The sequence below is a fragment of the Fibrobacter sp. UWB4 genome (genome assembly GCF_002210345.1).
Classification (GTDB): domain Bacteria; phylum Fibrobacterota; class Fibrobacteria; order Fibrobacterales; family Fibrobacteraceae; genus Fibrobacter.
Genome location: NZ_MWQI01000003.1, coordinates 25,824 through 47,577 on the forward strand (window position 1 = coordinate 25,824; position 21,754 = coordinate 47,577).

Sequence of the window (21,754 nt, forward strand, 5' to 3'; positions counted from 1 at the left end):
AATTGATGATTACAAAGTTATTTACTGTTTCCAACAAACTGGGCATCCATGCTCGTCCGGCCGGTATGATTGTTGATATCACGGGTCAGGCCAAAAGCGACGTGTCCATTGTATTTGATGGGTCCAAGGCCAATGCGAAGAGCATCCTTAATGTGATGATGCTTGCTATCCCGGCTGGTTCCGAAGTGAAATTCGAAATCGATGGCGAGGATGAAGAGTTAGTCGTTCAGCAGTTGGAAAAGCTTTTTGATGACCACTTCAACGAAGAACCCTGCTGATTTTGTGGCAAAAGCTCCCGATGAGTCTTCCCGGAAATCTCCGAGGACCGAACTTGTCGGTGTGCCGTCTTCCCCAGGCTTTGCTATGGGGACGGTGTTCCCTGTTGCAAACCGTGAATTTTCTGTAGTAGATGAAACGCTTCCGGAGAGCCGTCTTGCTGCGGAAGAACAAATGTTTTTGAAGGCGATCAGTAAGACCTCCAAAGAAATTGCTCAGATTAAGGAAATTTCAGAGACTAGAGCAGGCATCAAGGACAGCCTGATCTTTGCGACCCACTTGATGATTTTGCAGGATCCGGGACTTGTTAACGGCGTCCTCGACAAGATCAGAAAAAAGCACAAGAATGCGAAGTGGGCGGTGCATGTCGTGTTTAACGCATACATCGAAAAGTTTGAAAAAATTGACTCGCCCGCTATGCGCGATAAGGCGGCAGACCTTAGGGACCTGTATAACCGCCTGATGTCTGCAATGGACGACTCCGGACCTGTATTGGAGGACGTGTCTGACGAAGAAGGCATTGTCCTTGTGGCTCATGAGTTTGTTCCAAGCTTCCTGATGACTCTCAAGCCTGGACAAGTTAACGCCATCGTGATGGATACGGGTGGCCGCACGAGCCATGTTGCGATCTTGTCTAGAGCGCTTCAGATTCCTGCTGTGTCCGGCCTTAGGAACGTTGCAGCCCTTGTGAAAAGCGGCGATACGATTATCGTCGATGGTGCTGATGGTAAAGTTATCATCAACCCGAACGAAGAGGATATCCGCAAGTTCCATGAACGCCAGGAAATGTTCGAACGCCAGCGCCGTGAACTTTTTACGATGCGCCAGCTGGAACCGATGACTCGCGATGGCAAGTACATTGTGTTGCATGCGAATATCGAAATTCCGACGGAAGCAGATAAGGTAACGGACTTTGGCGCTACGGGTATTGGCCTTTACCGTTCGGAATTCCTGTTCTTTAAAAAGGATACTCCGACTGAAAAGGAACAGGAAAGCGCTTACAGGCATATTCTTGAAAAAATGGATCCGTATCCGGTCGTGATTCGTACGCTTGATGCGGGTGGCGACAAGCTTGTTTCGGGAGTTTCTGCGGTGAACGAATCAAACCCGTTTATGGGTTGGCGTTCGATTCGCGTGTGCCTTGACCGTGAAGACATCTTCATTACGCAGCTGCGCGCTCTTTTGCTTGCCAATACTAAAGGCAACTTGCGTATCCTTTTGCCGATGATTTCGAGCATGACGGAACTTAGACGCGCAAAGGCGTGCATTGCCAAGGCTCGTAAACAGCTTGAGGATGAAGGCCATAAACTCCCTGTCGTGAAAATTGGTTCGATGATCGAAGTCCCTGCGGCTGTGATGATTGTGGACAAGCTTGCTAAGGAAGTGGACTTCTTTAGCTTGGGTACAAATGACTTGATCCAGTTCACGCTTGCTGTTGACCGTACGAACGAACTTATTACGAATATGTTCCAGCCGCATCATCCGTCTGTGCTGAGCATGATTTACCAGACTGTGGTGGCTGCGCATCGCGAAGGAATTCCGGTTGCAGTCTGCGGTGAAATGTGTACAGACCCGATGAGTGTACTTTTGCTTGTCGGGCTTGGTGTCGATGAACTTTCGATGACTCCGTGGAGCGTCATGACCACGAAGAAGATTATTCGTTCCATCAACTTTGAAGATGTTCGTGAAACGGCGTTGACGGTCCTGCAAATGGATGATGCCGAGAGCGTAAATGAGTTTTTGCATAAAAAGTATGCACAAACGATCATGGAACTCGGTATATCTGGTTTTGTGGGACAGGTTGAAAAATAAAACATTTTGGTTTGCTGATGAAATTATTTTATTCGTTGTTATTTGTTTGCACTGCTGCTTTGTATGCGCAGGTGGATGGCTCCGTATATTCTACGTACAAGTCGCCTTTTGCGGAACAGGAAATGATTGCTCCGGACCAGTTCCAGGATGCGGTTATCCGTGCGGCCCGTGCAAAAAAAACAATGAACGATATTTCAATTTCGCAGAACCACCGCGATTTTGCCCGTGCGGCCTATTTCTATTACAGTGGACAGTGGGATAGCGCTTATGTGGCCTATAATTCCTTGCGCCACCGTGAGCCTGAATTGATGGGGACTGTAGTGCTGCGCATGGCGAAGGCGAACTTTAAACAGGAAAAGTTTGCCAAAATGCGCGAGACGCTGCGCCTTGAAAAGAGTCTGGAAAACGATAGGGCCTGGCGCGATGCCGCTGACCGCTTGAGAATTGAAGCGACAATGGCTGATTATTCGCTGAACGATGTGGCCCGTGCGGATTCGTTGATGGTCTACCTCAATGGAAATCCGGATGGCGATGATGTGGATCCGCTCAAGTACCGCTATGCCCGTTATTTGGAAGATTCATACCAGCTGAAGCAGGCGAAGCGCATGTACATGAAGCTTTTGACGAGCCGTACATCGTACAAGGATTCTGCTTATGCTTCTGTGCGCCGCTTGAGAGAAGTGCTTGGCGCCCCGGAATCGCTTGCGGAAAAGGTCGCGTATGCGAAGATGGCCTGCACGAAGGACGAAATGAAAAGCTGTCTGGAGTTGCTTGATTCCATCCAGATTCTGGATGCCCAGCAGGTCCAGAAAAATCCAGCCTCGGCCGTGGTGCTTGACGATCCGGCCTATGCCCGCTTGAAAAAGAGCACTCTGGATTTGAACACCCGCATTACGCTGTGGGAAAAACGTGCGGCTGCACTCCGCTCGCTGAACCGTAATGCAGATGCTATTGAACAGTACCGCTTCCTGATCGAAAATGTGGACCCGCGCCCGTCCTGGATCCAGGCGATTCTCAAGCTTTACCGCAAGGAAGCTGCGGGGCTTTTTGACGAAGAAATCCACAGCTATGATTCGCTTTTGCAGGATGTGAGCCAGTTCAGCAACGAGAATGCGAACAACCTCTGGTTGCGTGGCTTTGAATTTGAACAGAAGCTGATGTATGACAAGGCGATAGAATGCTACAAGAAGCTCATCCACAAGCGTTTCAAGAGCAATCTGAGGCGCCAGTGGGCGAGATTCCGCATTGGCTACTGCTACTTTAAGCGTGGCATGTGGGTGGAAGCTTCGGCCTATTTCCGCGATGCGATGAAGGATCCGTTCCTTTGGAGCGGCAGTGCATCCAGGATGTTCCTTGGCGATACGTACATGAAGATGGGCGAGGATTCGCTTGCCCGTGCAGCCTACCTCGACTGCATCAAGGATTTCCCGCTTTCGTACTATGCCCACCGCAGCCGCACGAAGCTCTTGGATAATCGCCTGCTGCCGTCGGAAAAGATTCCTTACGCTCATGGAGTGCCGATGTCCCATGCGGCGACAATCGACTGGATCCGCTCCGTAAACAAGCTCGGAAAGCCGGACGCCTCGTACAGCAAGGAACGCTACGAACGTATCAAGAAGCTTTTCCTCTACGGATTTGAAGAGGAAGCCTTCAGACTCTATGAAGAGATCAAGAAGAAAAACTTCAAGCGCATGGATTTCCTGTATGAATACGGGAAGCTGTTCTACGAAATGGGCGAAACGGCTGCCGGTTACAGGCTTGCGCGCCAGTTCCAGGCGAAGATGGATAGGCGCTTGTTTATGTCTCCTCCGCTTGACGTGCTTCATTACCTCTTCCCGGTACCGTATGCTGACCCTGTGGTTTACTATTCGGGCACGAGCATTGACCCGTTCTTTGTCTATAGCGTGATGCGCCAGGAATCCATTTTCGATTTCCAGATTACATCGCCTGCGGGCGCCTGCGGCCTTTTGCAGATTATGCCTGCGACGGGCAAGATGCTTGCCGACAAGGAGGAAATCTCGGACTTTAATCCGAAGCGCCTGTACAATGCCTACATGAACATCCGCCTGGGTATCCGCTACCTTGTGGACCTCAAGGACGAATACAAAAACGACTACATGTACGTGCTTTGCAACTACAATGCGGGCCCGAAGCCGACAAGGCGCTGGCAGTCCGAAAGCGAAGGCCTCCCGTGGGATTTGCGTGTCGAAGACATCAGCTACTGGGAAACCCGCGACTACGTCAAGCGCGTCATGGGAAATTACTGGATCTATCAGGAAATATATCGAGATAAGTAGTTACTAGTTATGAGTTACTAGTTACTAGATTTTTTGATTATGGCTGTTTCGAATTATCAAAATTTAATTGTTTGGCGTAAAGCGATGGATTTGGCTAAGGAAGTTTATGCTATAGTAAAGTTACTTCCCAAAGAAGAGCTTTTTGCTTTGTCAGATCAAATCAGAAGAGCTGTTGTATCAATACCATCTAATATTGCAGAAGGCTGTGGACGTGAATCTAAAAGTCAAATGATGAATTTTCTGAGAATCGCTAAGGGGTCTGCAGCAGAATTAGAGACTCAGTTATTATTATGCAAAGAAATCGGATATATTGATGAAATAAAATTAAAAATGCCATTAATTCTTTTAGATGAAATTAGCCGAATGATTCGTTCTCTTATGCAAAAGGGATGAATTTTCTAGTAACTATAAACTAGTAACTAGTAACTTACTATGCTCTTTCTTCTTCTTACCATTGGTCCTGCGTTTTTATTTGCTTGTGGAAACATCCTGGAGAAATCTGGGGTGTCCACTGTTGGCAAGCGCACGGGCGGCACATCGAATCCTTGGGAATTTTTCAAGGGCATTGTTACGAATAAATTTTGGTGGCTTGGAATTGCTTGTTCCGGGCTTGCAACGCTTGGCTATTACATCGCTATGGCGCAGTACGATCTTTCGCAAGTGCAGCCGATGATGGTCCTGAATCCGGTACTGACGGCGCTTATGGGGTTCTGTATCTTGAAGGAAGTTTTGACCAAGCGCATTGTGGTCGCGATTTGCTTTGTCGTGGCAGGCCTCCTTTACTCTGTTGAAAATCTCGGTGAATCGACTGCGGTGCAGAATGTCGGAACGCTCTGGCTGTATGCGGGCGGGCTTAGCTTTGCAACGCTGATTGCGCACCTCTGGGTGAAAGACCGCGAAATGGTGGACTCGCTCATCATGGGAGTTGGCTTTGGACTCTCGGCGGCTTTTTACAAGAGCCTCGCGATGGATTTTGACCTCGACAATATCGAATTTTCGTCGGTGGCGAACCTGCTTGTGGATTTCAGGACGCTTGGCTATATTGCTACTTACGGTATCGCTTTTTTGTATTCGCAGGTATCGTTCTCGCGCGGGCGTGCGCTGTTCATTATCCCGTTTAGCGCTGCTGTCGGTGCTGCGGTTCCGACGCTTGCAGGTGCGCTCGTTTTCTACGAAGCGTTCCCGATGGGCAAGGTGGTTTCTGTATCGCTCGTGCTGATTGGCGCCTGCCTCTTTATTATTCGCAGACCGCGTAGGAAAAAATCCTGAGTTGATTTTTAATCTGTCAAATGATCCTTTTTGACTAAGTTCTACTTACAATCAACTGACATAACGTGTCATTTCTTACTTAAATCTTTTATGACGCGGTGCGACATTCGCGCATTCATTTAAGAATATATATTCACGCCTATGGTGTGGATGGATTATCGTTTTGTCGCTTTTTGCATAGCGCTTATTGTGGCGTCGTGCTCGGATTCGAATCCTGTTGTCGCGGGTTCAAAAGATATTCCGAACGAACCGCAACCGATTTCAAAACTCCCGTATGTAGGGAATTCTTCGGTGGTTTTCTCCGAGATCAATTCTGTAAATCTGGTGTATAAAGACCATGAAGGTTCCGACGCTGGCTGGGTTGAGCTTTTTAACCAGTCCTCTGATACGGTTGATTTGGCGGGAACATATCTGACGGATAATCTCGATGAACCTGTTAAATGGAAATTTGGGAATGTAAAAATTGCACCGAATGATTTTATGCTTGTGTTCATGTCTGGAAAGGATTTGCGAGACTTTCAGCCTCCGCATGATTCAGTGAATATGGTTGGCCCCGGTTGCTGGGTTTGGACAGATGCGCAAAATGAAGACGTTCCCGGAGAAAGTTATGCGGATCCGCTTGACGGCAAGAAAAAGTTTTGCTTTAAGGAAAATGGCAAGTCCATGTTCGGCACGAAAATGCGGCTTGGGGAAAATGACGATCTAGGATGGTCATCGATATCTGCGTTTGTCGGGACAGGGTCTTCGGATAAGTCGGATGATGTGGATATTTCTGCCGCAAACGAAATTCTTTTGCATGCTTTTGTTACGAAAGATCGCAAGGTGTCGATGCGCCTTGCGCAGCCTGATGTGGATGACTGGAAAGGTTATGAATTTGTCTTGACTGGAACGGGCGATTCTTCGACGGTATATCGCTTGATCTTGCCTCAGAATCTGACATTTCCTGATTTGGCGCATATTTACGGCACTCGCTTCAGCCCGGAAAAACGTGAAAAGAAGGAGGTCGTGATGAAGACCTTCTCGTTCATTGCCAGGAATCGTGGGCATGAGCCGCATGCGAATTTTAAGCTTGGTAAAAAAGGTGGCAGCCTTTATCTCGTCAATGAAAATCAAGAAATTCTGGATTCTGTCGCATACCCGAAATTGCCTCCTGAAAAATCATGGTCGCTAGGATCCTTGGACGACGCGGGGGCTTTGGGCTTCGGCTATGGTGAGCCGTCTCCCTATGGGGCTTCTGCTGGTGCTGTTGTCCCGGCTCGTTCGCCTTCGATAGATTCCTTGGTGGAATTCCCTCCTTCAGGTTTTTATACAGACGCGTTTACGGTGAATTTCACGCAGGATGTTCCGGTCCGCTGTGCTGTTGGGGGCCTTGCTCCTACAGAAGAGAGTCCTTTGACATCATCGATAAAGGTCGATTCTACGATGACAATCCGTTGCGCTTCTTTTTCTGCGGGGGCTTTTCGCGGTGAAGAACTTGTCCGTACCTATGTCTTTGAAAATGCGCCGTCGATCCCTGCCGTATTTTTGACTACAGATCCTAATTCCCTTTTTGATCCAGATTCTGGAATTTATGAGAGGGGAAATTTTGCGGACGGTGTTATCCCCTATTATGGGGCAAATTACTGGCTTGATAAGGAAATCCCCGTGACGGTGGAGTTGATGGAGCCGGGAACGAGTTCGCCGGCGTTTGCAAAATCGGCCGGGCTCAAGATATTTGGAAATTACAGCCGTACCCAAAATAAAAAGTCTGTTGCGGTAACTTTCCGTGAAAAATATGGCGATAAGCGCCTTAATTACAGGTTGTTCCCGGATTATCCGGATCTGGACAAGTTTAAGGGCTTTATCTTGCGCAACAATGGCAATAATTTTGGAAAGGACTACATCCGGGATAGGCTTGCAAGTTCTATAAGTGAAGGGCTTGGCGTTGACTATCAGCGTGGAAGGCCTGCGGTTGTGTATTACAATGGCGAGTGCTATGGCATACACGATATCCGTGAGCGTTCTAACGAGTATTATTTCGAAACGCATTATGGGATGGATGAAGATGAAATTGATTTGCTAGATGCGGAAAATTCTGTTTTGGCCGGTTCGTCAATTGATTACACGGCCCTTATGGATTGGCTTGAATCGAACACTCTCGATGTCGATGAAAATTATGCTTATGTCGCATCGCAAATTGATATTGATAATTTCCTTAACTATGTGCATACGGAGCTGTTTGCCGATAATCGTGACTGGCCTGCGAATAACCTCAAGAAGTGGCGCGGTAAAAGGACGTCCGTGAAATGGAAATGGGTCCTTTACGATATGGATTTCGGTTTTGATAGCGGAAGTAATTCGTGTTCGAATAACATTTTTGAATATGCGACTGCGGAAGATGGCGATTCCTGGCCGAACGGCCCTGAACATACGTTGCTTTTGCGCCGGTTGCTTGAAAATGAAAGTTTCAAGGCTGCGTTTGTCAATCGGATGGCGGTGCTTTTGCAAATGAATTTTGAAAGCTCGCGGGTGCTTGCCCGTATCGAGGGAATGATGGCCGAGATCCAGTCGGAGATTCCCCGTGACCAGAAACGCTGGAAGCTGAGCGCCTCGAAGATGACAAAACAGCTGAACGTCATCAAGGACTTTGCTAAGGAGCGCCCTGGCATTGTATTTGACGAAATGCAGGAATTCTTTTCGCTTGGGAAAAAGGCTTCTGTGACTTTGTCTGTAGACGGTCCAGGCAGGATCCTTGTGCATAATCTCCCCGTCAATGAAGAGAAAATGGCTGTGAATTTCTTCGAAGATTATCCGGTGACGCTCTATGCGGAACCCCTTTCTGGAAGTACTTTTGTAGGGTGGAGCGACGGCGAAACTGCGCCATTGCGTATAATACGGCCGCAATACGTAAACGAAGTCGAGGCGCTGTTTAAATAGGCCTGAAAAGATTTTTGAAGACTTATAAAAAACGCATATTTTGAGTACTTGGAATAATTGTATACACTGTAATTGCTATCTTTTATAATCATGAGTCTGGAAACTAAAATTGTGTGCATTGGTGCAGGCTATGTCGGCGGGCCTACAATGACCGTTATTGCCGACAAGTGCCCTGATGTCAAGGTTACTGTTGTCGATATTAACCAGTCGCGTATTGATGCCTGGAATAGCGAAAACCTTCCGATTTTTGAACCTGGTTTGGATGATGTTGTTAAGCGCGCACGTGGCCGTAATCTGTTTTTTAGTACGGATATCCCGGCGGCGATCAAGGAAGCGGACATTATTTTTGTATCGGTGAATACCCCGACGAAAACTTTTGGGCATGGCGCAGGAAAGGCTTCCGACTTGCAGTACTGGGAAAAAACGGCTCGCAACATTCTGGAAATTGCAGACGAAGGGAAGATCATCGTCGAAAAGTCTACGCTCCCGGTCCGCACTGCGGCTGCAATGGAACGTATCCTGAATTCTAATGACAAGGGACTCCATTTCGAAGTGCTTTCTAATCCCGAGTTCCTTGCTGAAGGTACGGCGATTAACGACTTGTTTGAGCCGGACCGTGTGCTCATTGGTAGCCACCAGACGGAATCGGGACTTGCTGCATGTAAGAAGCTTGTGGACATCTATGCCCATTGGGTGCCGCGTGACCGCATCCTCACGACGAACCTCTGGAGTTCCGAACTCACGAAACTTACGGCGAATGCCTTCCTTGCACAGAGAATCAGTTCCATCAACTCCATTAGCGCGCTTTGTGAACGCACGGGCGCCGATATCGATGAAGTGGCTTATGTTATGGGAAAGGACCGCCGCATCGGTTCCAAGTTCCTCAAGGCTTCCATCGGTTTTGGCGGTAGCTGTTTCAAGAAGGATATCTTGAACCTCGTCTACCTTTGCGGCTACTATGGACTGCCGGAGGTGGCTGCCTACTGGGAAAGCGTCGTGAAGATCAATGAATGGCAGACGCACCGTGTGGTGGACCGCATGCTTGAAACCATGTTCAATACGATTGCGGGCAAGAAAATTGCCGTGTTCGGTTTTGCATTCAAGGCAAATACGGGCGATACCCGCGAAAGTCCGGCGAACCTCGTGGTGCGCGACTTGCTTGCTGAACATGCCGAGCCTGTCGTGACCGATCCGAAGGCGATTCCTGATGCCAAGCGTGACCTGAAGGACGTTCTTGAAAAGGTGAAGTTCGAAGAAGATCCTTATAAGGCTGTTGAAGGCGCTCATGCTGTTGTTGTCTGTACGGAGTGGAAATGCTTTGCGGAACTCGACTGGAATCGCATTTACAGCGTGATGACGAAGCCTGCATTTGTATTTGATGGCCGTAATATTTTGGATGCCGATGCTCTTCGCAGGATTGGGTTTGAAGTGACCTGCATCGGTAAGGGTAAAGCGGAGTAAGGGTATTTTGTAATGTCGAAAGTCCGTTTTTTGAATGTGATGATTGATAGCCTTTTTATGGATGAGGCTATCGCTGTCGCTGATGAATTGGTAAAGAAAAGGAATAACTCTTTTATTGTAACGCCAAACGTCGATCATCTTGTTCTTCTGGAATCGAGTCAGGAGCTGCGCGATGCCTATAGCAAGGCGGACCTGGTCCTTGCAGATGGTATGCCTATAGTGTGGCTCTCCAAGTATTATGGTGGCGTGATTAAGGAAAAAATATCGGGATCTGATTTTTTGCCTAAGCTGTGCGAACTTTCTGCTCAAAGAGGGTATAAAGTATTCTTTTTGGGGGCTGCTCCTGGCGTTGCGGAGAAAGCTGCCGAGAACATGCGACAGCAGTATGAAGGCTTGCAGGTCGTGGGCTGCCTGTCGCCAGATTTTGATTTTGAAACGGATCCTCAGAAAATCGAAAAGGTTTTGGAACAGATCAAGGCTGCAAAACCGGATATTCTGGTTGTTGCTTTTGGCTGCCCGAAGCAGGAAGTGTTTATCAGCAAGTATAAGGACGTGCTGAATGTTCCTGTATGCATTGGTGTCGGCGCGAGCCTTGATTTTGCGGCAGGCCTGAAGAAGCGTGCCCCCAAGTGGATGTCTGATTATGGTCTCGAATGGTTCTTCCGTATGTGGCAAGAACCGGGGCGCATGTTCAAGAGATATGTGCTGAGGGATTGGCGCTTTTTGAAGTTGCTGTGGAAGTATCGAAAGCAAAAGTAATTTCTCGGGAATTGAACTTTTGGAAAAATTTTTAGTCAACATTGTCAAATACTATTACTGGTATTTAGTTGCGATAGCCGCAAGTTTAATGTTTGGCTTTAGAGATGTTTCTTTTGTTTTAATTCTTGTTGTCGTTGGCACCGTCCTGGTCAGCTATTCCTCGATTCGGTGGAAATGGTTCGACGGCGTCGTCTTTGTCTATCTGCTTTACAGTCTTGTCAGCTATTTCTTTGTTGAATATGCCTACTCGTTCAGGTTGTACTATCTGGGAATAAGGGCTCAGATTATTCCATTGCTTTTTTATTTTATTGCAAGAAGCAAGCATTTTAAGACGGATGCATTTTTCGAAAATTTCCGGCAGCCGCTGTTTTTCGCGATGCTGTGCGGTGTCTACTTTTATTTTTTCCAGCCTTATTTTTATGTGAGCTATAAGGCTGATGTTATTTGGAATAATTTTGATTCGAATGTAAACGACCTCTCTGGAAAGCTGCTGTATGAGTTTACCAGAATGTCCTCGTTCTGGCCGCATTCTTACTTTATTGGCTATTCGTCATTGTTCTTGTTTATGTATGCCGCCAAGAAAATTGTTGTAGACAATTGCTATCGGAAATTTGATTTGGCATGCTTTGCGCTGAGCTTTTTCTGCCTGTTTTTTGCGCAGCAGCGTGTGTCGATTGCATTTGGAGTGCTGTTCCTTGTGGCGTTGACGTTCTATGCGACAATGAAAAAGTTGCCGGCCCGTAATTTGCTCTATATGCTCTGGGGTGGAACTATTGTTTTTGGAATTGGAATTTTCTTTATTGTGATGAACTATCTCGATGTCGATTTTATTGAATACATATTGAACCGCTCGGTGAACTACGAAGGTAGCCTTGTGGGGGACCGTTTTGCGCTATTCGACACGTTCTTTAAGGATATTTCGTTCTTTGGCAGTGGGCTTGGGCGCTATGGGCATGGCGCTGTGGAAGAAGGCTATATGGGAATCCCTGATAGCGATTATATTCGCGTTGCCGCAGAACTCGGTATTTTCGGTCTTGTTCTTCTTCTGGGCATTTGTCTTTATACGCTTTCTTGCGGACTGAAGATTTTTAAATATGCCTTTTTTGAATTTTGCACACTTTGCTTTTGCTTGGTGGCCATGATTGGCGCCGCCGTTTGGGAATTGGGAACTTTGCAGCCGTTCCTTTACTGGTTCTGTATCGGGCATATTCAAAGCAAGTTTGACCGTAGGGAAGAACTGCAAGCTGAATACGAAACGTATTTTGAAAAATTACGAAGACAGGATGACGAGGATGCCGTGGAGGAAGACGAATGAGTTCCTCTGTTTGTGTTTCTGTCGTTATCGTTAGCTTTAATACTTGTGACTTGTTGCGGGACTGCCTGCGCTCCGTTTACGAAAAAACAAGAGACGTGTCTTTTGAAGTGATTGTTTCGGATAACGGATCTGCTGATGGTTCTGTTGAAATGGTCCGTAGAGAGTTTCCGCAAGTTGTGCTTGTCGAGAATAAGGCCAATTTGGGCTTTGGCACGGCGAACAACCGTGGGCTGGATGTTGCCCGGGGTGAATTTGTCTTTTACTTGAATAGCGATACGCTTTTGCTCAATAACGCCATCAAGGAATTTTACGATTACTGGAAAGCTCATGATGGCGAAAGCCTGGGCGCACTGGGTTGCAACTTGCTAGATGCCGACGGGAAGCTGACTTTGTCGTATGGCGGGTTTCCGCAGAAGTTTCAGTTGCTCAAGGCTGGGTTGCATCACTTGCTTGCGTTTTACGTAAAGAATGTGATGAAATTTTTGCGTATGGATATTTCAAGACTTCGTCCCGTGCCTGTTTACGGAAAGATTGTCGGCGATGTCGATTTCGTAAATGGCGCCGCCCTGTTTGTAAAGAATTCTCCTCATGCGCGATTTGATGAAGATTTCTTTTTGTATTACGAAGAAACGAATATGCAATGGCACATGAAAAATATCGGCCTGAAACGTAGAATCATTGAAGGTCCTTCTGTGGTGCATCTTGTCCGCGGCGGTCGCGGAAAGCTGGATGATGTTGATCGTTATGGTTCTTTTTCGATAATACAGTCGGAAATTTCAAAAGTCCGCTATACGAAAAAGAACTTGTCTTCAGTTGTGGCGGTGCTTTTGAAAATGCTGATTGTTGTGCAGTGGATTTCCCCATACATATTCAGGAATACTCGAAAATTTTTTAGATCTCTGTGGAGCGTGTAGATGATTCCTAAGAAGATACATTACCTTTGGATGTCCGAAAAGAAAGACGAAACGGTGTTGCGCTGTTTGCAGTCTTGGCGTGAACATTTGGAAGGTTATGAAATTGTAGAATGGAACGCGAGTAACTTTCCCTACCAGGATTTCTTGTATGCCCGTGAAGCCTATTCCCGAAAGAAATGGGCGTTTGTGACGGACTATTTCCGCTTGTGGGTGCTTGACAAGTTTGGAGGAATATACCTGGATGCCGATGTTACGGTCAACGGTAATTTTGACAAGTTCCTCGAAAACAAACTGTTTATCGGTACGGAATTTACCGACCAGATTGCGGCTCACGCCATTGGTGCTGAACCGGGGCACCCTTTTATAAAGAAGTGCCTCGAATACTACCATGACAGGCATTTTATTTTGCCGAATGGGAAATGCGACTTGAATGCAATGCCGTGCATTATTACCAAGGTGTTCATGGACATGTATGGCTATAAGGGGACCTTGGTCCATTTTGATGGCAAACCTCTGGTATTTGCGGATATGAAAATCTATCCGGATTCATATTTTACCATCAACACCTATGACGGCAACAATGTCTGCGTGCATAACGGATTGGGAAGTTGGCGTGATGCCGGATCCGAAAACCCGGTCCTTGAAAAGGTGGTGGGCTCCTATTTCTGGAAAAAGTTCTGCCGCAGGGACATCCTTTCTTTTGGCTTTGTCAAAAAATGGATTTACCTGTTGCTCCCGATGTGGATGGTCGTCTTGATTTCTAGGCACGCCTCCAAGATAAAGAATAACAAGCGTGTCGGACGGATAAAATTGGGCCGTTGATTTGTCGCGATATGAAGAGCCTGTCTAAAATTTTTGAATGGCGCAAGTTCTCGCTTCCTTTGGTGGGGATTATTTTTCACCTTTTAAAGCTGCTCCCTTTTCGGAACAAGAAAATTTGGGTTTTTGGCTGCTGGATGGGGAGCAAGTACGATGACAATGCGAAGTTCCTTTTTGAATATGTGAACAAGAATCATCCGGGGGTGCGCTGTGTTTGGCTTTCGCGTAATCCTGCGGTTGTAAAACAGGTTCGCGCCCTCGGCTACGAAGTATACCTCAGTACCTCTTTTCGGGGAATTGCCGTGGCGCTGCGGTGCGGTGTCGCTATCATGACGAATGGCCTTGAAGATTTTGGAAGGATCCCTTTGGTGGGTGGGGCCAAGGTCGTTTCGCTATGGCATGGTGTAGGTGGATTCAAAAAGATCTACAATGAAAATTATCATGGCAAAAAGCTCATAATGAAAAAGACGGTAGACTTGTTTTTTAACTGGGTCTATCGCGATTTGTCTCTTGCGACTTCGGAATATACGGCGGAGCGCACGATGGAGCAGTTTGGCGTGAAGCGCGAATCTATTGTCATAACGGGGCAGCCGCGTAACGATTTGTTCTTTTCTAATGTGCAGAAGCGGGATTTGCTGTCGGATGTCGATGTTGACACTTTTTCAAAGGTCGTCCTTTACATGCCTACATACCGCGTAAGCCCGAATACCCACCGTGATATGGTTAAGGATATCCTTGATGAATTGGCGGCAAGCAAAAAGTTCAAAGACTTTTTGGAAACGCATAACATCCTTTTCCTGGTGAAGCTTCATCCGCTGACTTCGTTCAAGATGGATTCCTCTAATCCGAATTTCCGTGTCCTTGGTGACAAAAACGTGAAATCGGTCCAGCATTTGCTTATGGCCGCCGACTGCCTCGTGACGGATTATTCCAGCTGCAGCGTCGATTACGCCTTGTTAAAGCGTCCCGTTGTGTTCTTTGTGCCTGACGAAGAAGATTACCTGTCGTATTCCTCGTTGAACGATGCGTACGGCCGCGTTGTAAAGGATCGCGCGAAGTCTGTAGACGAACTCATTGGATTGATTGAATCGGGAAACATGACGCCGACGAATCTGCTGAACGACTTGTTCGAGGACCCGTCAATTACAGGGACGTGCTATAGCGAAAATATGTATCGTGCAATCTGTGACCGCTATAAAGTGGAGGTGGAATGATTTCGGTTGTTCTTCCGTCCTATAACAGGGCGCATATCTTGCCTAGGGCCATCGAAAGCATCCTTGGTCAAACTTACAAGGATATTGAACTCATCATTGTCGATGACGGGTCGTCTGACAATACTGCCGAGGTTGTAGGGAGCTTTAGCGATAGCCGGATTGTTTATGTGCGCCAAGAAAATGCGGGCGCCTGTGCTGCACGGAATAACGGCATCGCACATGCCCGGGGCGACTATATCGCTTTCCAGGACAGCGATGACATCTGGCATCAGGATAAGCTTGAAAAGCAGCTGGCGACGCTCCAGAATACGGGTGCCGACGTTGTTTTCTGCCGGATGAACAGAATGGTCGGTGGAGAAAAGGTGGGGCTGGTCTCGGACTACTTTCACGAAGGGTTCTTGCCGAAAGATGAAGTGCCGATGTCCATAGGGACGCAGACTCTGGTCGGCAAAAGCGAAGTATTCAAGCAGGAACGCTTTGATTCCGAAATGCCTCGTTTTCAAGAGTTCGAGATGCTGGTGCGTGCACAAAAAAGTTTTTCCATTTATTGCATTGAAGAACCTCTGGTGGATTATTGCTTGCAAAAGGATTCCATTTCGGTCAAGCCGTCGTCTGTACTGACGGCCTGGAATCTTATACTAAAAAAACACCCTGATTTCTTCAGGGTGTACGGCTCATCGCGTGAACGCATTGCCAGAGATGTTCAGCTAAACGCGAAATCTGTTTCTGATTTTGCGAAGCGTTGGCGACTTGCCTTGTTTTCTTTTAAATTCAGCAAATCGCCAAAGACGCTTGCCCGCTTTATCAAGTGGTTTGTGCTGTGATGTTGTCTGATTAAAGAGTCTGTGTGAAATTGGATTGCGCTATAGATTGATTTTAAAGTGTGCGGCGCATGCTTGTATATATTGGTCGTTTTGGTTTTCTTTTAAATTTGTTTTAAAGAGTGCAGACTCTTTTATCTGATTGTCAAAAATGGTTATCGGATGACATTGCTTGTTTGGAACCCATACAACAGGAGTTCCTTGGATGGCTTCTAGATATTTTAACCAGATGTCATCTGCGTTTAGGCAAATCTCTTTTATATCAGTTACGTTGAAATATTGAATACTGCTGTCAAATATATGCGGTGGATATAGAACGCCTCCGACACCAATAGCGACGAGGTTCATGGAAGGCTGAAGAATGCTTTTGCATTCTAATTCCCAGTGTTGGTAAGAAACAGCTTTGTTGTTTATGTCTCTCGTAATTCGGTGCACTCGTCTTGCTGAAATGCAATTGGGGTGTTGCAAATAGCTTTTGTATAACGAGTCGAGCCAGTCTTTCGGATAAATGACGTCGTCGTCAGCGGTAACGACAATGGAATCCTTGAATTCTTGAATGGCGTAAAAGTATTTCTTGTGGGGCTTAAGATCTTCACAGTTGTTTCTGATCTCCAGACCATATCTTTGCAGTTTTAACAGTGACTTTGGAAGAGAATCAATTTGGATGTCTTTGGATAGATATAAAATGATTTTAGATGCTGGCAATTTCTGATTCAATAAGCTTTTGATGCAAATATCAAGAGTTTTGAATCTTGCTGGATAGCTGGTCAAGGAGACAATGATGGATTTGTCTGTGTTGCTAGACTTCTTTTTTCTGAAAAAGAGGTGTCTTGTTGCCCATGTGATAATTTTGGGCTTGATACTTTCTATGTATAGGTGCTTTTTTTTCTGGTGAATCCAGTTCTTAATGAATAGTAATGGGAAACGGGTGACCGTTTTTAAAAATAATTTTCGTTCGTTAGCTTTGTCGCCCTTTTTTCTTGCTGCAATTCGCCCTTGTTGAAAGTCGTGAAATAGAATTTTGTCGCGTACTTTACGGACTCTTCTGGATGGCTTGTAAAATTTGTTTATTTCGTTGTTGAATTCTTCGCTTAGGTAACTCCATCTGATTTTGTTGTTTTCGGTCACGCCGGAGCCGCGGCGATAGACCGAAGAAATGACGGGATTGTAGTGAATTTTTCCCTTTGTAGATAGGAATGCCCACTGACTGGTGTCAAATCTTGGTGCATCCTGATCGAGGAATTCTAGCAGATGGGTGCGGCTAAATAGAACAGAAGCTGTTGGGAAACGTCGCCTGATAAGAAGATCGTCCAAAGAAAAATCTCGCTCAGGTTCATTTGAAAAAGGCTGAATGACGCCAGTTTCGGTAAATAAAATGTTTCCGTTTTCTGCAGATAAAGAATAATCGGGGTGAGATTCCAGAAAATCAACTTGTCTTTGTAATTTGTTAGGATCGGTCCAATAGTCGTCGCCTTCGCATTCCGCTACATATTTTCCTTTCAAGGGTGCGTTAGAGGCGCGGGTGAGGGATCCGTCATGTTTTGAGTATTGGTTTTCCGTTTGGTAAATCGGCTTGACGATAAGGGGGTATTTCTTTTCGTATTCCCGAAGAATGGCCGCGGTTTTGTCTGTAGATGCATCGTCATGAACAATGATTTCAAATGGGAAATTGGTTTCCTGCATTAGGAAACTGTCCATGGTCTGTGCAATATATTCTTCTTGATTGAATGCCAAGCATTTTATAGATACCAAGGGATGCTCGGTATCCATGCTTTTCCAGTTGGCTGTAATTTCTTCTTGGGACTTGTTTAGCATGATTTTTTGGAATGTGTTATTAATACTCTATACTAAACATTTCTTTGTACAATTGCTTGTAGGGAATTTCCGGATAGAATTCCAATGAATGCCAGTTTCCGCGTTTTTCCACAGGCGGGAATTCCATGTAGTTGCCGTAATAGATGGTCATCAGTTCATGGAAACCTGCGGGTACGCGGATGGAAATGGACTCGAAGGGAATGTCCTTGTAGGAATCAAAAATGCTTTTGGGGAATATGTTCTTGGAGGGTGCGAATATCGTGGTGACAATTGTGGACCAGTAGCCGGTTTCAATGCCGTTGTCTGCTGTGGCTTCTTTGTTGATTTCGTTCCACACGTCAATGGGTTTCATGTTCGGATCAAGGAACTCTTTGATCTTTTGTAAGTCGTTCTCGCTTTTTTGGGGAAAGTTCTTGCGCATGTAAGCGGAATTCTTGTGAATCAATTTTTCAATTTTTTGCATGCGGGGGGCGATGTCTTCCATGGTGGCGTTGTCCAGCGGGAAGATGTCAATATAGATCCCCTGATTGAACATAGCATGGGTGAATGGTTTTACGACAACCGCTGTGTTTGAGTTGCGCAAACGCATGAAAGAATATCCGTATTCGGGATCCGTAACCGTAGATTGCAAGAAATAAGGATCCTTGAATTCGCTTGCCAGCTGGTGCAATTTTTCGTAATCTTCGCGAGGAACGCAAATGTCGAGATCATCATCCCAGGGAATGAATCCTTTGTGGCGGACGCCTCCTAGTGTTGTTCCGCCATCGGTGAAGTAGCGCAGGTTGTGCTTGTTGAGAATCCGGGTCACTTCCCTGTATAGGTCCATTTCGATGGCCCATACTTTTTTCATTTCGGCAGATACAAAATACTCGTCTCGAATTTCCTCAGCCCAGAAATTTTCCGGGAGCCAACCTTCTTGTTTGATTCTTTCGATTTCAGTCATTTGAAGTTTCGGTTGTAAATGCTTTTAAAAACGTCGCTAGAACTTGTCAGCGACAAAAAGTCCGCCGGCCATCGGTTCGCTTGATGTTCCGTCGTCGTGCATGGCTGTCGTGATGTAGAGCTTGTTGCCCGCGATACATACGGAGGTGACGTTGAGGGCTGGGATTGCAAGCGTTCCGATTTTTTGCCCGTTCTGGTTGTACTTCTCTATGCGCGAACCGCCCCAAATGGCAATGTAGAGGTTACCTTGGTCGTCGATGTCCATGCCGTCAGGGACGCCCGATCCTTCGATAGTTACGATGTACTTGTCGAAGGTTACGTCTCCGTTTTCGTTGTAAAGGTACCGGCCTACTTTACGTGTCGGTGTGTCGATGAAGAACAGGTAGTTCTTATAAAATCCGATGCCGTTGGAAATGCTTGTGCCGCTGACTAAGACTTTGGCGGATTTCCCGTCATGGCTATATAGGGCGCATTGATTTTCCTTGAAGCACTTGTAGCCCGTTGTCCCTAAAAGGAGTCGGCCTTTCGGATCCCACTTCCCGTCGTTGTAGCGGATTTGCGGATCGTTTATCAGATGGTAGAGGAATGTCTCTTCGCCGGTCAATATGTCCAGACGGAATACGCCCTCGTAGGCGGCGTAGATAATGTGCCTATCGTCTTCGAAAACGGCAAAGCCAACTTGTCCGCGGGTCTTGAATGTCTTTACGGTTTGTTCGCTTGGATTAATGAGAAATATGCGTTCCTGTTCAATTGAAACGCATAAAACGGTATTCAAGTCTTTGCTGAAGGTGGGGCCTTCGAGTAAGGTTGATTGTGCAAAAAAGACAAGCTTTGGAGAGTTGACCTGTGCCATGGTTTAGTCTTCGAACATGTCGATACGGACCTTGTGCTTACCACCCATGAAGTCCGTTTCAAGGAACTTTTTCGTGATCTGTTCACAAAGTTCATAGGAAATAATGCGGGCACCCATGCAGAGCACGTTTGCATCGTTGTGGAGTCTCGTAAATTCGCTCGACTTGAGGTCGCCACAGACGGCGGCTCGGATGCCTTTGTGCTTGTTTGCCGCCATGCTCATGCCGATGCCTGTGCCGCAGATGAGGATTCCGCAATCGGCTTCCTTGGAGGTAACCTTGTCACAGACCTTGTTTGCATAAATAGGGTAGTCGCAAGCATCTGTAGAATCTGTACCCATGTTCAGTACAGTATAACCTTGTTCTTGCAGATATGCCCTTAGCTTTTCTTTGTATTCTACAGCAGCGTGGTCACAGCCGATGGCAATAGTCTTGAACATTTTTACTCCTGGAATTACGAGTTGAACAGATCGTCTTCGCTGAACAGCATCAAGGACTTGCAAAGAGGAATGTCTTCTTTTCTTGTAATCTTGATGTTGTTTGTAAAGCCTTTCGAAAAATAGATGCGCTTGCCGTAGTAGATGGCAACGAGATCTGCGTAAATGAAATCGTGCTTGTTGTCCTTTTCGGCCTGTTCATAAAGTTCGCGGATGAACTTGTAATTATAGGCCTGCGGGGTTTGCACACGCATGATTGAGCTGCGGTCAAGTTCCTTGTCACCGCTCTTGCCGTCGTTCGTGAAAAGCACCGTCTCGTGGCAGGGAATGGCGAGAGAGGCGTTCCCTTTTTCGTGGGAAATGCGGAGCATTTCGTTGATGGCTGCTTGCGGAAGGATCGGACGGGCGGCATCGTGAATAATGACCTGGTCTCCGTCCTCAAGCTTGTCGCGAAGGAAGAAGATTCCGTTTCTCGTGGAATCATGCGAGGTGTCGCCGCCAGCGACAACCCACTTCACCTTCGTGATTTTGTATTCGTCGAGAATTTCTTTCAAGTGGTCGATCCAGTCTTCTACGCATACAACGACGATGCTGTCGATATTCTCGTTTCTCTGGAAATTTTCGAGAGTGTAGACAATGACTGGCTTATCGTTCAAGGAGAGAAACTGCTTGGGCATGGAACCGCCCATTCGCTTTCCGACTCCGCCGGCAAGGATGATCGCAATGTGCTTCATTAATCTGCTCCTATGCTACGTCGATGTCGACGAGTTCTTTCATGAACATTTCCATGTACTTCTTGTCCCAGATGGTAACGCGCAGGAACCCTGCGGAGTCGCCCTTGCCGCAGAAGATAAGGATGCCGCGGTTCTTGAGCTCGTCCGTGATGTATTCCGCGGTCTTGTGCTTCGGGGTGATGCAGATGAAGCAGCCTTCCGTCGGGATGTAGGAGTATCCGGTCTTGTCGAGGGCTTCGAGCAGGCACTTCTTGCCGGCTTCGAACTTTTCGGTGAGTTCCTTGACGACTCGGTCGTAGTTTGCAACCATTTCTTCGGCGACGGCGAGTGCAACCGCATTGACGGTGTAGTGCGGCTTGTAGTTGCGAATGTACTGGACATTTTCAGGATTGGAAATGACAACGCCGATGCGCAGGCCCGGCATGGAAAGCATCTTCGAGAACGTGCGCAGAATGACCATGTTGTCGTATTCCTTCAACAGGTCGAGAGCGGTTTCCTTGTGGAACAAATAGTAGGCTTCATCGATAATGACAAGTGCATTGTTTGCTTTTGCCTTGTCCAGAACCTTGCGGATTTCATCGAGAGTGTAGGCGTTGCCTATAGGCATGTTCGGATTGACGATAGAAACAAGGCTTGTATTTTCGTTGATCTCGGCGAGAAGCTTTTCGATGTCGAATGTGTAATCGCTTTCGTAGTGGACGAACTTGGTGTTCATCCCTTGCATGTCGGCGTAGACCTTGTACATGCCGAATGTCGGCGTAACGCAGATCAAATCCTTGCCCGGTTCGCCAAACACCTTGATGACATAGCCCATGGCGACGACGCTTCCGTCGGTGAGGGCGATATTGTCGGCGGTGAGGCCGATGACCTTCGCATATTCTTCAGTCAGCTTGGATTCTTCGGGGTAGATGGAAAGGTATTCCGGCGTAACTTTAGCCATAGCCTTGTCGAAGAGCCATTGCGGGATTCCATCCGGATTTTCGTTCTGATCGAGCCTTACATATTTACCGCGGCCTTCAGGCTGGTTGGTGCGGAAGAAACTCTTGATAATCGGGTTAACGTAGTACATAATGCCAATATTGTGTTTTGTTAAATGTGGTGC

General features: G+C 46.8%; 19 protein-coding genes. 13 read left to right on the top strand and 6 right to left on the bottom strand.

Features of this window, described 5'->3' with window-relative positions:
- The first annotated feature begins 5 nt into the window (after positions 1 to 5).
- The 13 genes from B7990_RS06875 (at position 6) to B7990_RS06935 (ending at position 15,876) form a co-directional block, all read left to right on the top strand.
- The gene (locus tag B7990_RS06875; protein WP_072829670.1) at positions 6 to 278 is read left to right on the top strand and encodes an HPr family phosphocarrier protein; all 273 of its coding nucleotides are present in this window, start codon (positions 6 to 8) and stop codon (positions 276 to 278) included.
- Positions 250 to 2,088, top strand: a complete 1,839-nt coding sequence (gene ptsP, locus B7990_RS06880) for a phosphoenolpyruvate--protein phosphotransferase (RefSeq protein WP_088640275.1) — start codon at positions 250 to 252, stop codon at positions 2,086 to 2,088. The genes B7990_RS06875 and ptsP overlap by 29 nt, the downstream gene beginning before the upstream one ends.
- Positions 2,089 to 2,105: 17 nt before the next feature.
- Positions 2,106 to 4,385, top strand: a complete 2,280-nt coding sequence (locus B7990_RS06885; RefSeq protein WP_088640276.1) for a lytic transglycosylase domain-containing protein — start codon at positions 2,106 to 2,108, stop codon at positions 4,383 to 4,385.
- Between the two features lie 39 nt (positions 4,386 to 4,424).
- Complete coding sequence (locus tag B7990_RS06890; protein WP_088640277.1) at positions 4,425 to 4,778, top strand: four helix bundle protein; 354 nt, start codon at positions 4,425 to 4,427, stop codon at positions 4,776 to 4,778.
- 39 nt (positions 4,779 to 4,817) lie between these two features.
- Positions 4,818 to 5,654 carry an EamA family transporter gene (locus B7990_RS06895; protein ID WP_088640278.1) on the top strand — a complete coding sequence of 279 codons (837 nt, stop codon included), beginning with the start codon at positions 4,818 to 4,820 and terminating at the stop codon, positions 5,652 to 5,654.
- Positions 5,655 to 5,804: 150 nt separating this feature from the next.
- Positions 5,805 to 8,570: a CotH kinase family protein gene (locus tag B7990_RS06900; RefSeq protein ID WP_254917375.1), complete on the top strand. Its 2,766-nt coding sequence runs from the start codon at positions 5,805 to 5,807 to the stop codon at positions 8,568 to 8,570.
- Between the two features lie 90 nt (positions 8,571 to 8,660).
- Positions 8,661 to 10,031 carry a nucleotide sugar dehydrogenase gene (locus B7990_RS06905; RefSeq protein ID WP_088640280.1) on the top strand — a complete coding sequence of 457 codons (1,371 nt, stop codon included), beginning with the start codon at positions 8,661 to 8,663 and terminating at the stop codon, positions 10,029 to 10,031.
- A gap of 12 nt (positions 10,032 to 10,043) precedes the next feature.
- The gene (locus B7990_RS06910) at positions 10,044 to 10,790 is read left to right on the top strand and encodes a WecB/TagA/CpsF family glycosyltransferase (protein WP_088640281.1); all 747 of its coding nucleotides are present in this window, start codon (positions 10,044 to 10,046) and stop codon (positions 10,788 to 10,790) included.
- Between the two features lie 19 nt (positions 10,791 to 10,809).
- Entirely contained in the window at positions 10,810 to 12,105 is a 1,296-nt protein-coding gene (locus B7990_RS06915) for an O-antigen ligase family protein (RefSeq protein WP_141099232.1), read from the top strand.
- A complete protein-coding gene (locus tag B7990_RS06920; protein ID WP_088640283.1) occupies positions 12,102 to 13,019 on the top strand; it encodes a glycosyltransferase in 918 nt (305 codons plus the stop codon). Before B7990_RS06915 ends, B7990_RS06920 begins: the two co-directional genes overlap by 4 nt.
- Positions 13,020 to 13,841 (top strand): glycosyltransferase family 32 protein, encoded by an 822-nt coding sequence (locus B7990_RS06925; RefSeq protein WP_088640284.1) that lies wholly within the window; start codon positions 13,020 to 13,022, stop codon positions 13,839 to 13,841.
- Between the two features lie 11 nt (positions 13,842 to 13,852).
- Positions 13,853 to 15,052 carry a CDP-glycerol glycerophosphotransferase family protein gene (locus B7990_RS06930; protein WP_088640285.1) on the top strand — a complete coding sequence of 400 codons (1,200 nt, stop codon included), beginning with the start codon at positions 13,853 to 13,855 and terminating at the stop codon, positions 15,050 to 15,052.
- On the top strand, positions 15,049 to 15,876 hold the full coding sequence (locus tag B7990_RS06935) for a glycosyltransferase family 2 protein (RefSeq protein WP_088640286.1): 828 nt from the start codon (positions 15,049 to 15,051) through the stop codon (positions 15,874 to 15,876). Before B7990_RS06930 ends, B7990_RS06935 begins: the two co-directional genes overlap by 4 nt.
- Positions 15,877 to 15,915: 39 nt before the next feature.
- On the opposite strand, the gene B7990_RS06940 is transcribed toward B7990_RS06935, so the two are convergent.
- The 6 genes from B7990_RS06940 to B7990_RS06965 are packed head-to-tail and all read right to left on the bottom strand — an operon-like array spanning position 15,916 to position 21,721.
- On the bottom strand, positions 15,916 to 17,688 hold the full coding sequence (locus B7990_RS06940; protein WP_088640287.1) for a glycosyltransferase family 2 protein: 1,773 nt from the start codon (positions 17,686 to 17,688) through the stop codon (positions 15,916 to 15,918).
- 19 nt (positions 17,689 to 17,707) lie between these two features.
- Positions 17,708 to 18,631, bottom strand: coding sequence for a phosphorylcholine transferase LicD (locus B7990_RS06945; protein ID WP_088640288.1), 924 nt, complete (start codon positions 18,629 to 18,631; stop codon positions 17,708 to 17,710).
- Between the two features lie 36 nt (positions 18,632 to 18,667).
- Positions 18,668 to 19,483 (bottom strand): SMP-30/gluconolactonase/LRE family protein, encoded by an 816-nt coding sequence (locus tag B7990_RS06950; protein ID WP_088640289.1) that lies wholly within the window; start codon positions 19,481 to 19,483, stop codon positions 18,668 to 18,670.
- Positions 19,484 to 19,486: 3 nt separating this feature from the next.
- Entirely contained in the window at positions 19,487 to 19,921 is a 435-nt protein-coding gene (gene rpiB, locus B7990_RS06955) for a ribose 5-phosphate isomerase B (RefSeq protein ID WP_088640290.1), read from the bottom strand.
- A gap of 14 nt (positions 19,922 to 19,935) precedes the next feature.
- The gene (locus B7990_RS06960) at positions 19,936 to 20,652 is read right to left on the bottom strand and encodes a 2-C-methyl-D-erythritol 4-phosphate cytidylyltransferase (protein ID WP_088640291.1); all 717 of its coding nucleotides are present in this window, start codon (positions 20,650 to 20,652) and stop codon (positions 19,936 to 19,938) included.
- A 10-nt stretch (positions 20,653 to 20,662) separates the two neighbouring features.
- Positions 20,663 to 21,721: a histidinol-phosphate transaminase gene (locus tag B7990_RS06965; protein WP_088640292.1), complete on the bottom strand. Its 1,059-nt coding sequence runs from the start codon at positions 21,719 to 21,721 to the stop codon at positions 20,663 to 20,665.
- Positions 21,722 to 21,754: the final 33 nt, after the last annotated feature.

Excerpts from the sequence above, each read along its gene's own strand:
- B7990_RS06875 (WP_072829670.1), top strand. The coding sequence starts at position 6 with ATGATTACAAAGTTATTTACTGTTTCCAACAAACTGGGCATCCATGCT.
- ptsP (WP_088640275.1), top strand. The coding sequence starts at position 250 with ATGACCACTTCAACGAAGAACCCTGCTGATTTTGTGGCAAAAGCTCCC.
- B7990_RS06885 (WP_088640276.1), top strand. The coding sequence starts at position 2,106 with ATGAAATTATTTTATTCGTTGTTATTTGTTTGCACTGCTGCTTTGTAT.
- B7990_RS06890 (WP_088640277.1), top strand. The coding sequence starts at position 4,425 with ATGGCTGTTTCGAATTATCAAAATTTAATTGTTTGGCGTAAAGCGATG.
- B7990_RS06895 (WP_088640278.1), top strand. The coding sequence starts at position 4,818 with ATGCTCTTTCTTCTTCTTACCATTGGTCCTGCGTTTTTATTTGCTTGT.
- B7990_RS06900 (WP_254917375.1), top strand. The coding sequence starts at position 5,805 with ATGGATTATCGTTTTGTCGCTTTTTGCATAGCGCTTATTGTGGCGTCG.
- B7990_RS06905 (WP_088640280.1), top strand. The coding sequence starts at position 8,661 with ATGAGTCTGGAAACTAAAATTGTGTGCATTGGTGCAGGCTATGTCGGC.
- B7990_RS06910 (WP_088640281.1), top strand. The coding sequence starts at position 10,044 with ATGTCGAAAGTCCGTTTTTTGAATGTGATGATTGATAGCCTTTTTATG.
- B7990_RS06920 (WP_088640283.1), top strand. The coding sequence starts at position 12,102 with ATGAGTTCCTCTGTTTGTGTTTCTGTCGTTATCGTTAGCTTTAATACT.
- B7990_RS06925 (WP_088640284.1), top strand. The coding sequence starts at position 13,020 with ATGATTCCTAAGAAGATACATTACCTTTGGATGTCCGAAAAGAAAGAC.
- B7990_RS06930 (WP_088640285.1), top strand. The coding sequence starts at position 13,853 with ATGAAGAGCCTGTCTAAAATTTTTGAATGGCGCAAGTTCTCGCTTCCT.
- B7990_RS06935 (WP_088640286.1), top strand. The coding sequence starts at position 15,049 with ATGATTTCGGTTGTTCTTCCGTCCTATAACAGGGCGCATATCTTGCCT.
- B7990_RS06940 (WP_088640287.1), bottom strand. The coding sequence starts at position 17,688 with ATGCTAAACAAGTCCCAAGAAGAAATTACAGCCAACTGGAAAAGCATG.
- B7990_RS06945 (WP_088640288.1), bottom strand. The coding sequence starts at position 18,631 with ATGACTGAAATCGAAAGAATCAAACAAGAAGGTTGGCTCCCGGAAAAT.
- B7990_RS06950 (WP_088640289.1), bottom strand. The coding sequence starts at position 19,483 with ATGGCACAGGTCAACTCTCCAAAGCTTGTCTTTTTTGCACAATCAACC.
- rpiB (WP_088640290.1), bottom strand. The coding sequence starts at position 19,921 with ATGTTCAAGACTATTGCCATCGGCTGTGACCACGCTGCTGTAGAATAC.
- B7990_RS06960 (WP_088640291.1), bottom strand. The coding sequence starts at position 20,652 with ATGAAGCACATTGCGATCATCCTTGCCGGCGGAGTCGGAAAGCGAATG.
- B7990_RS06965 (WP_088640292.1), bottom strand. The coding sequence starts at position 21,721 with ATGTACTACGTTAACCCGATTATCAAGAGTTTCTTCCGCACCAACCAG.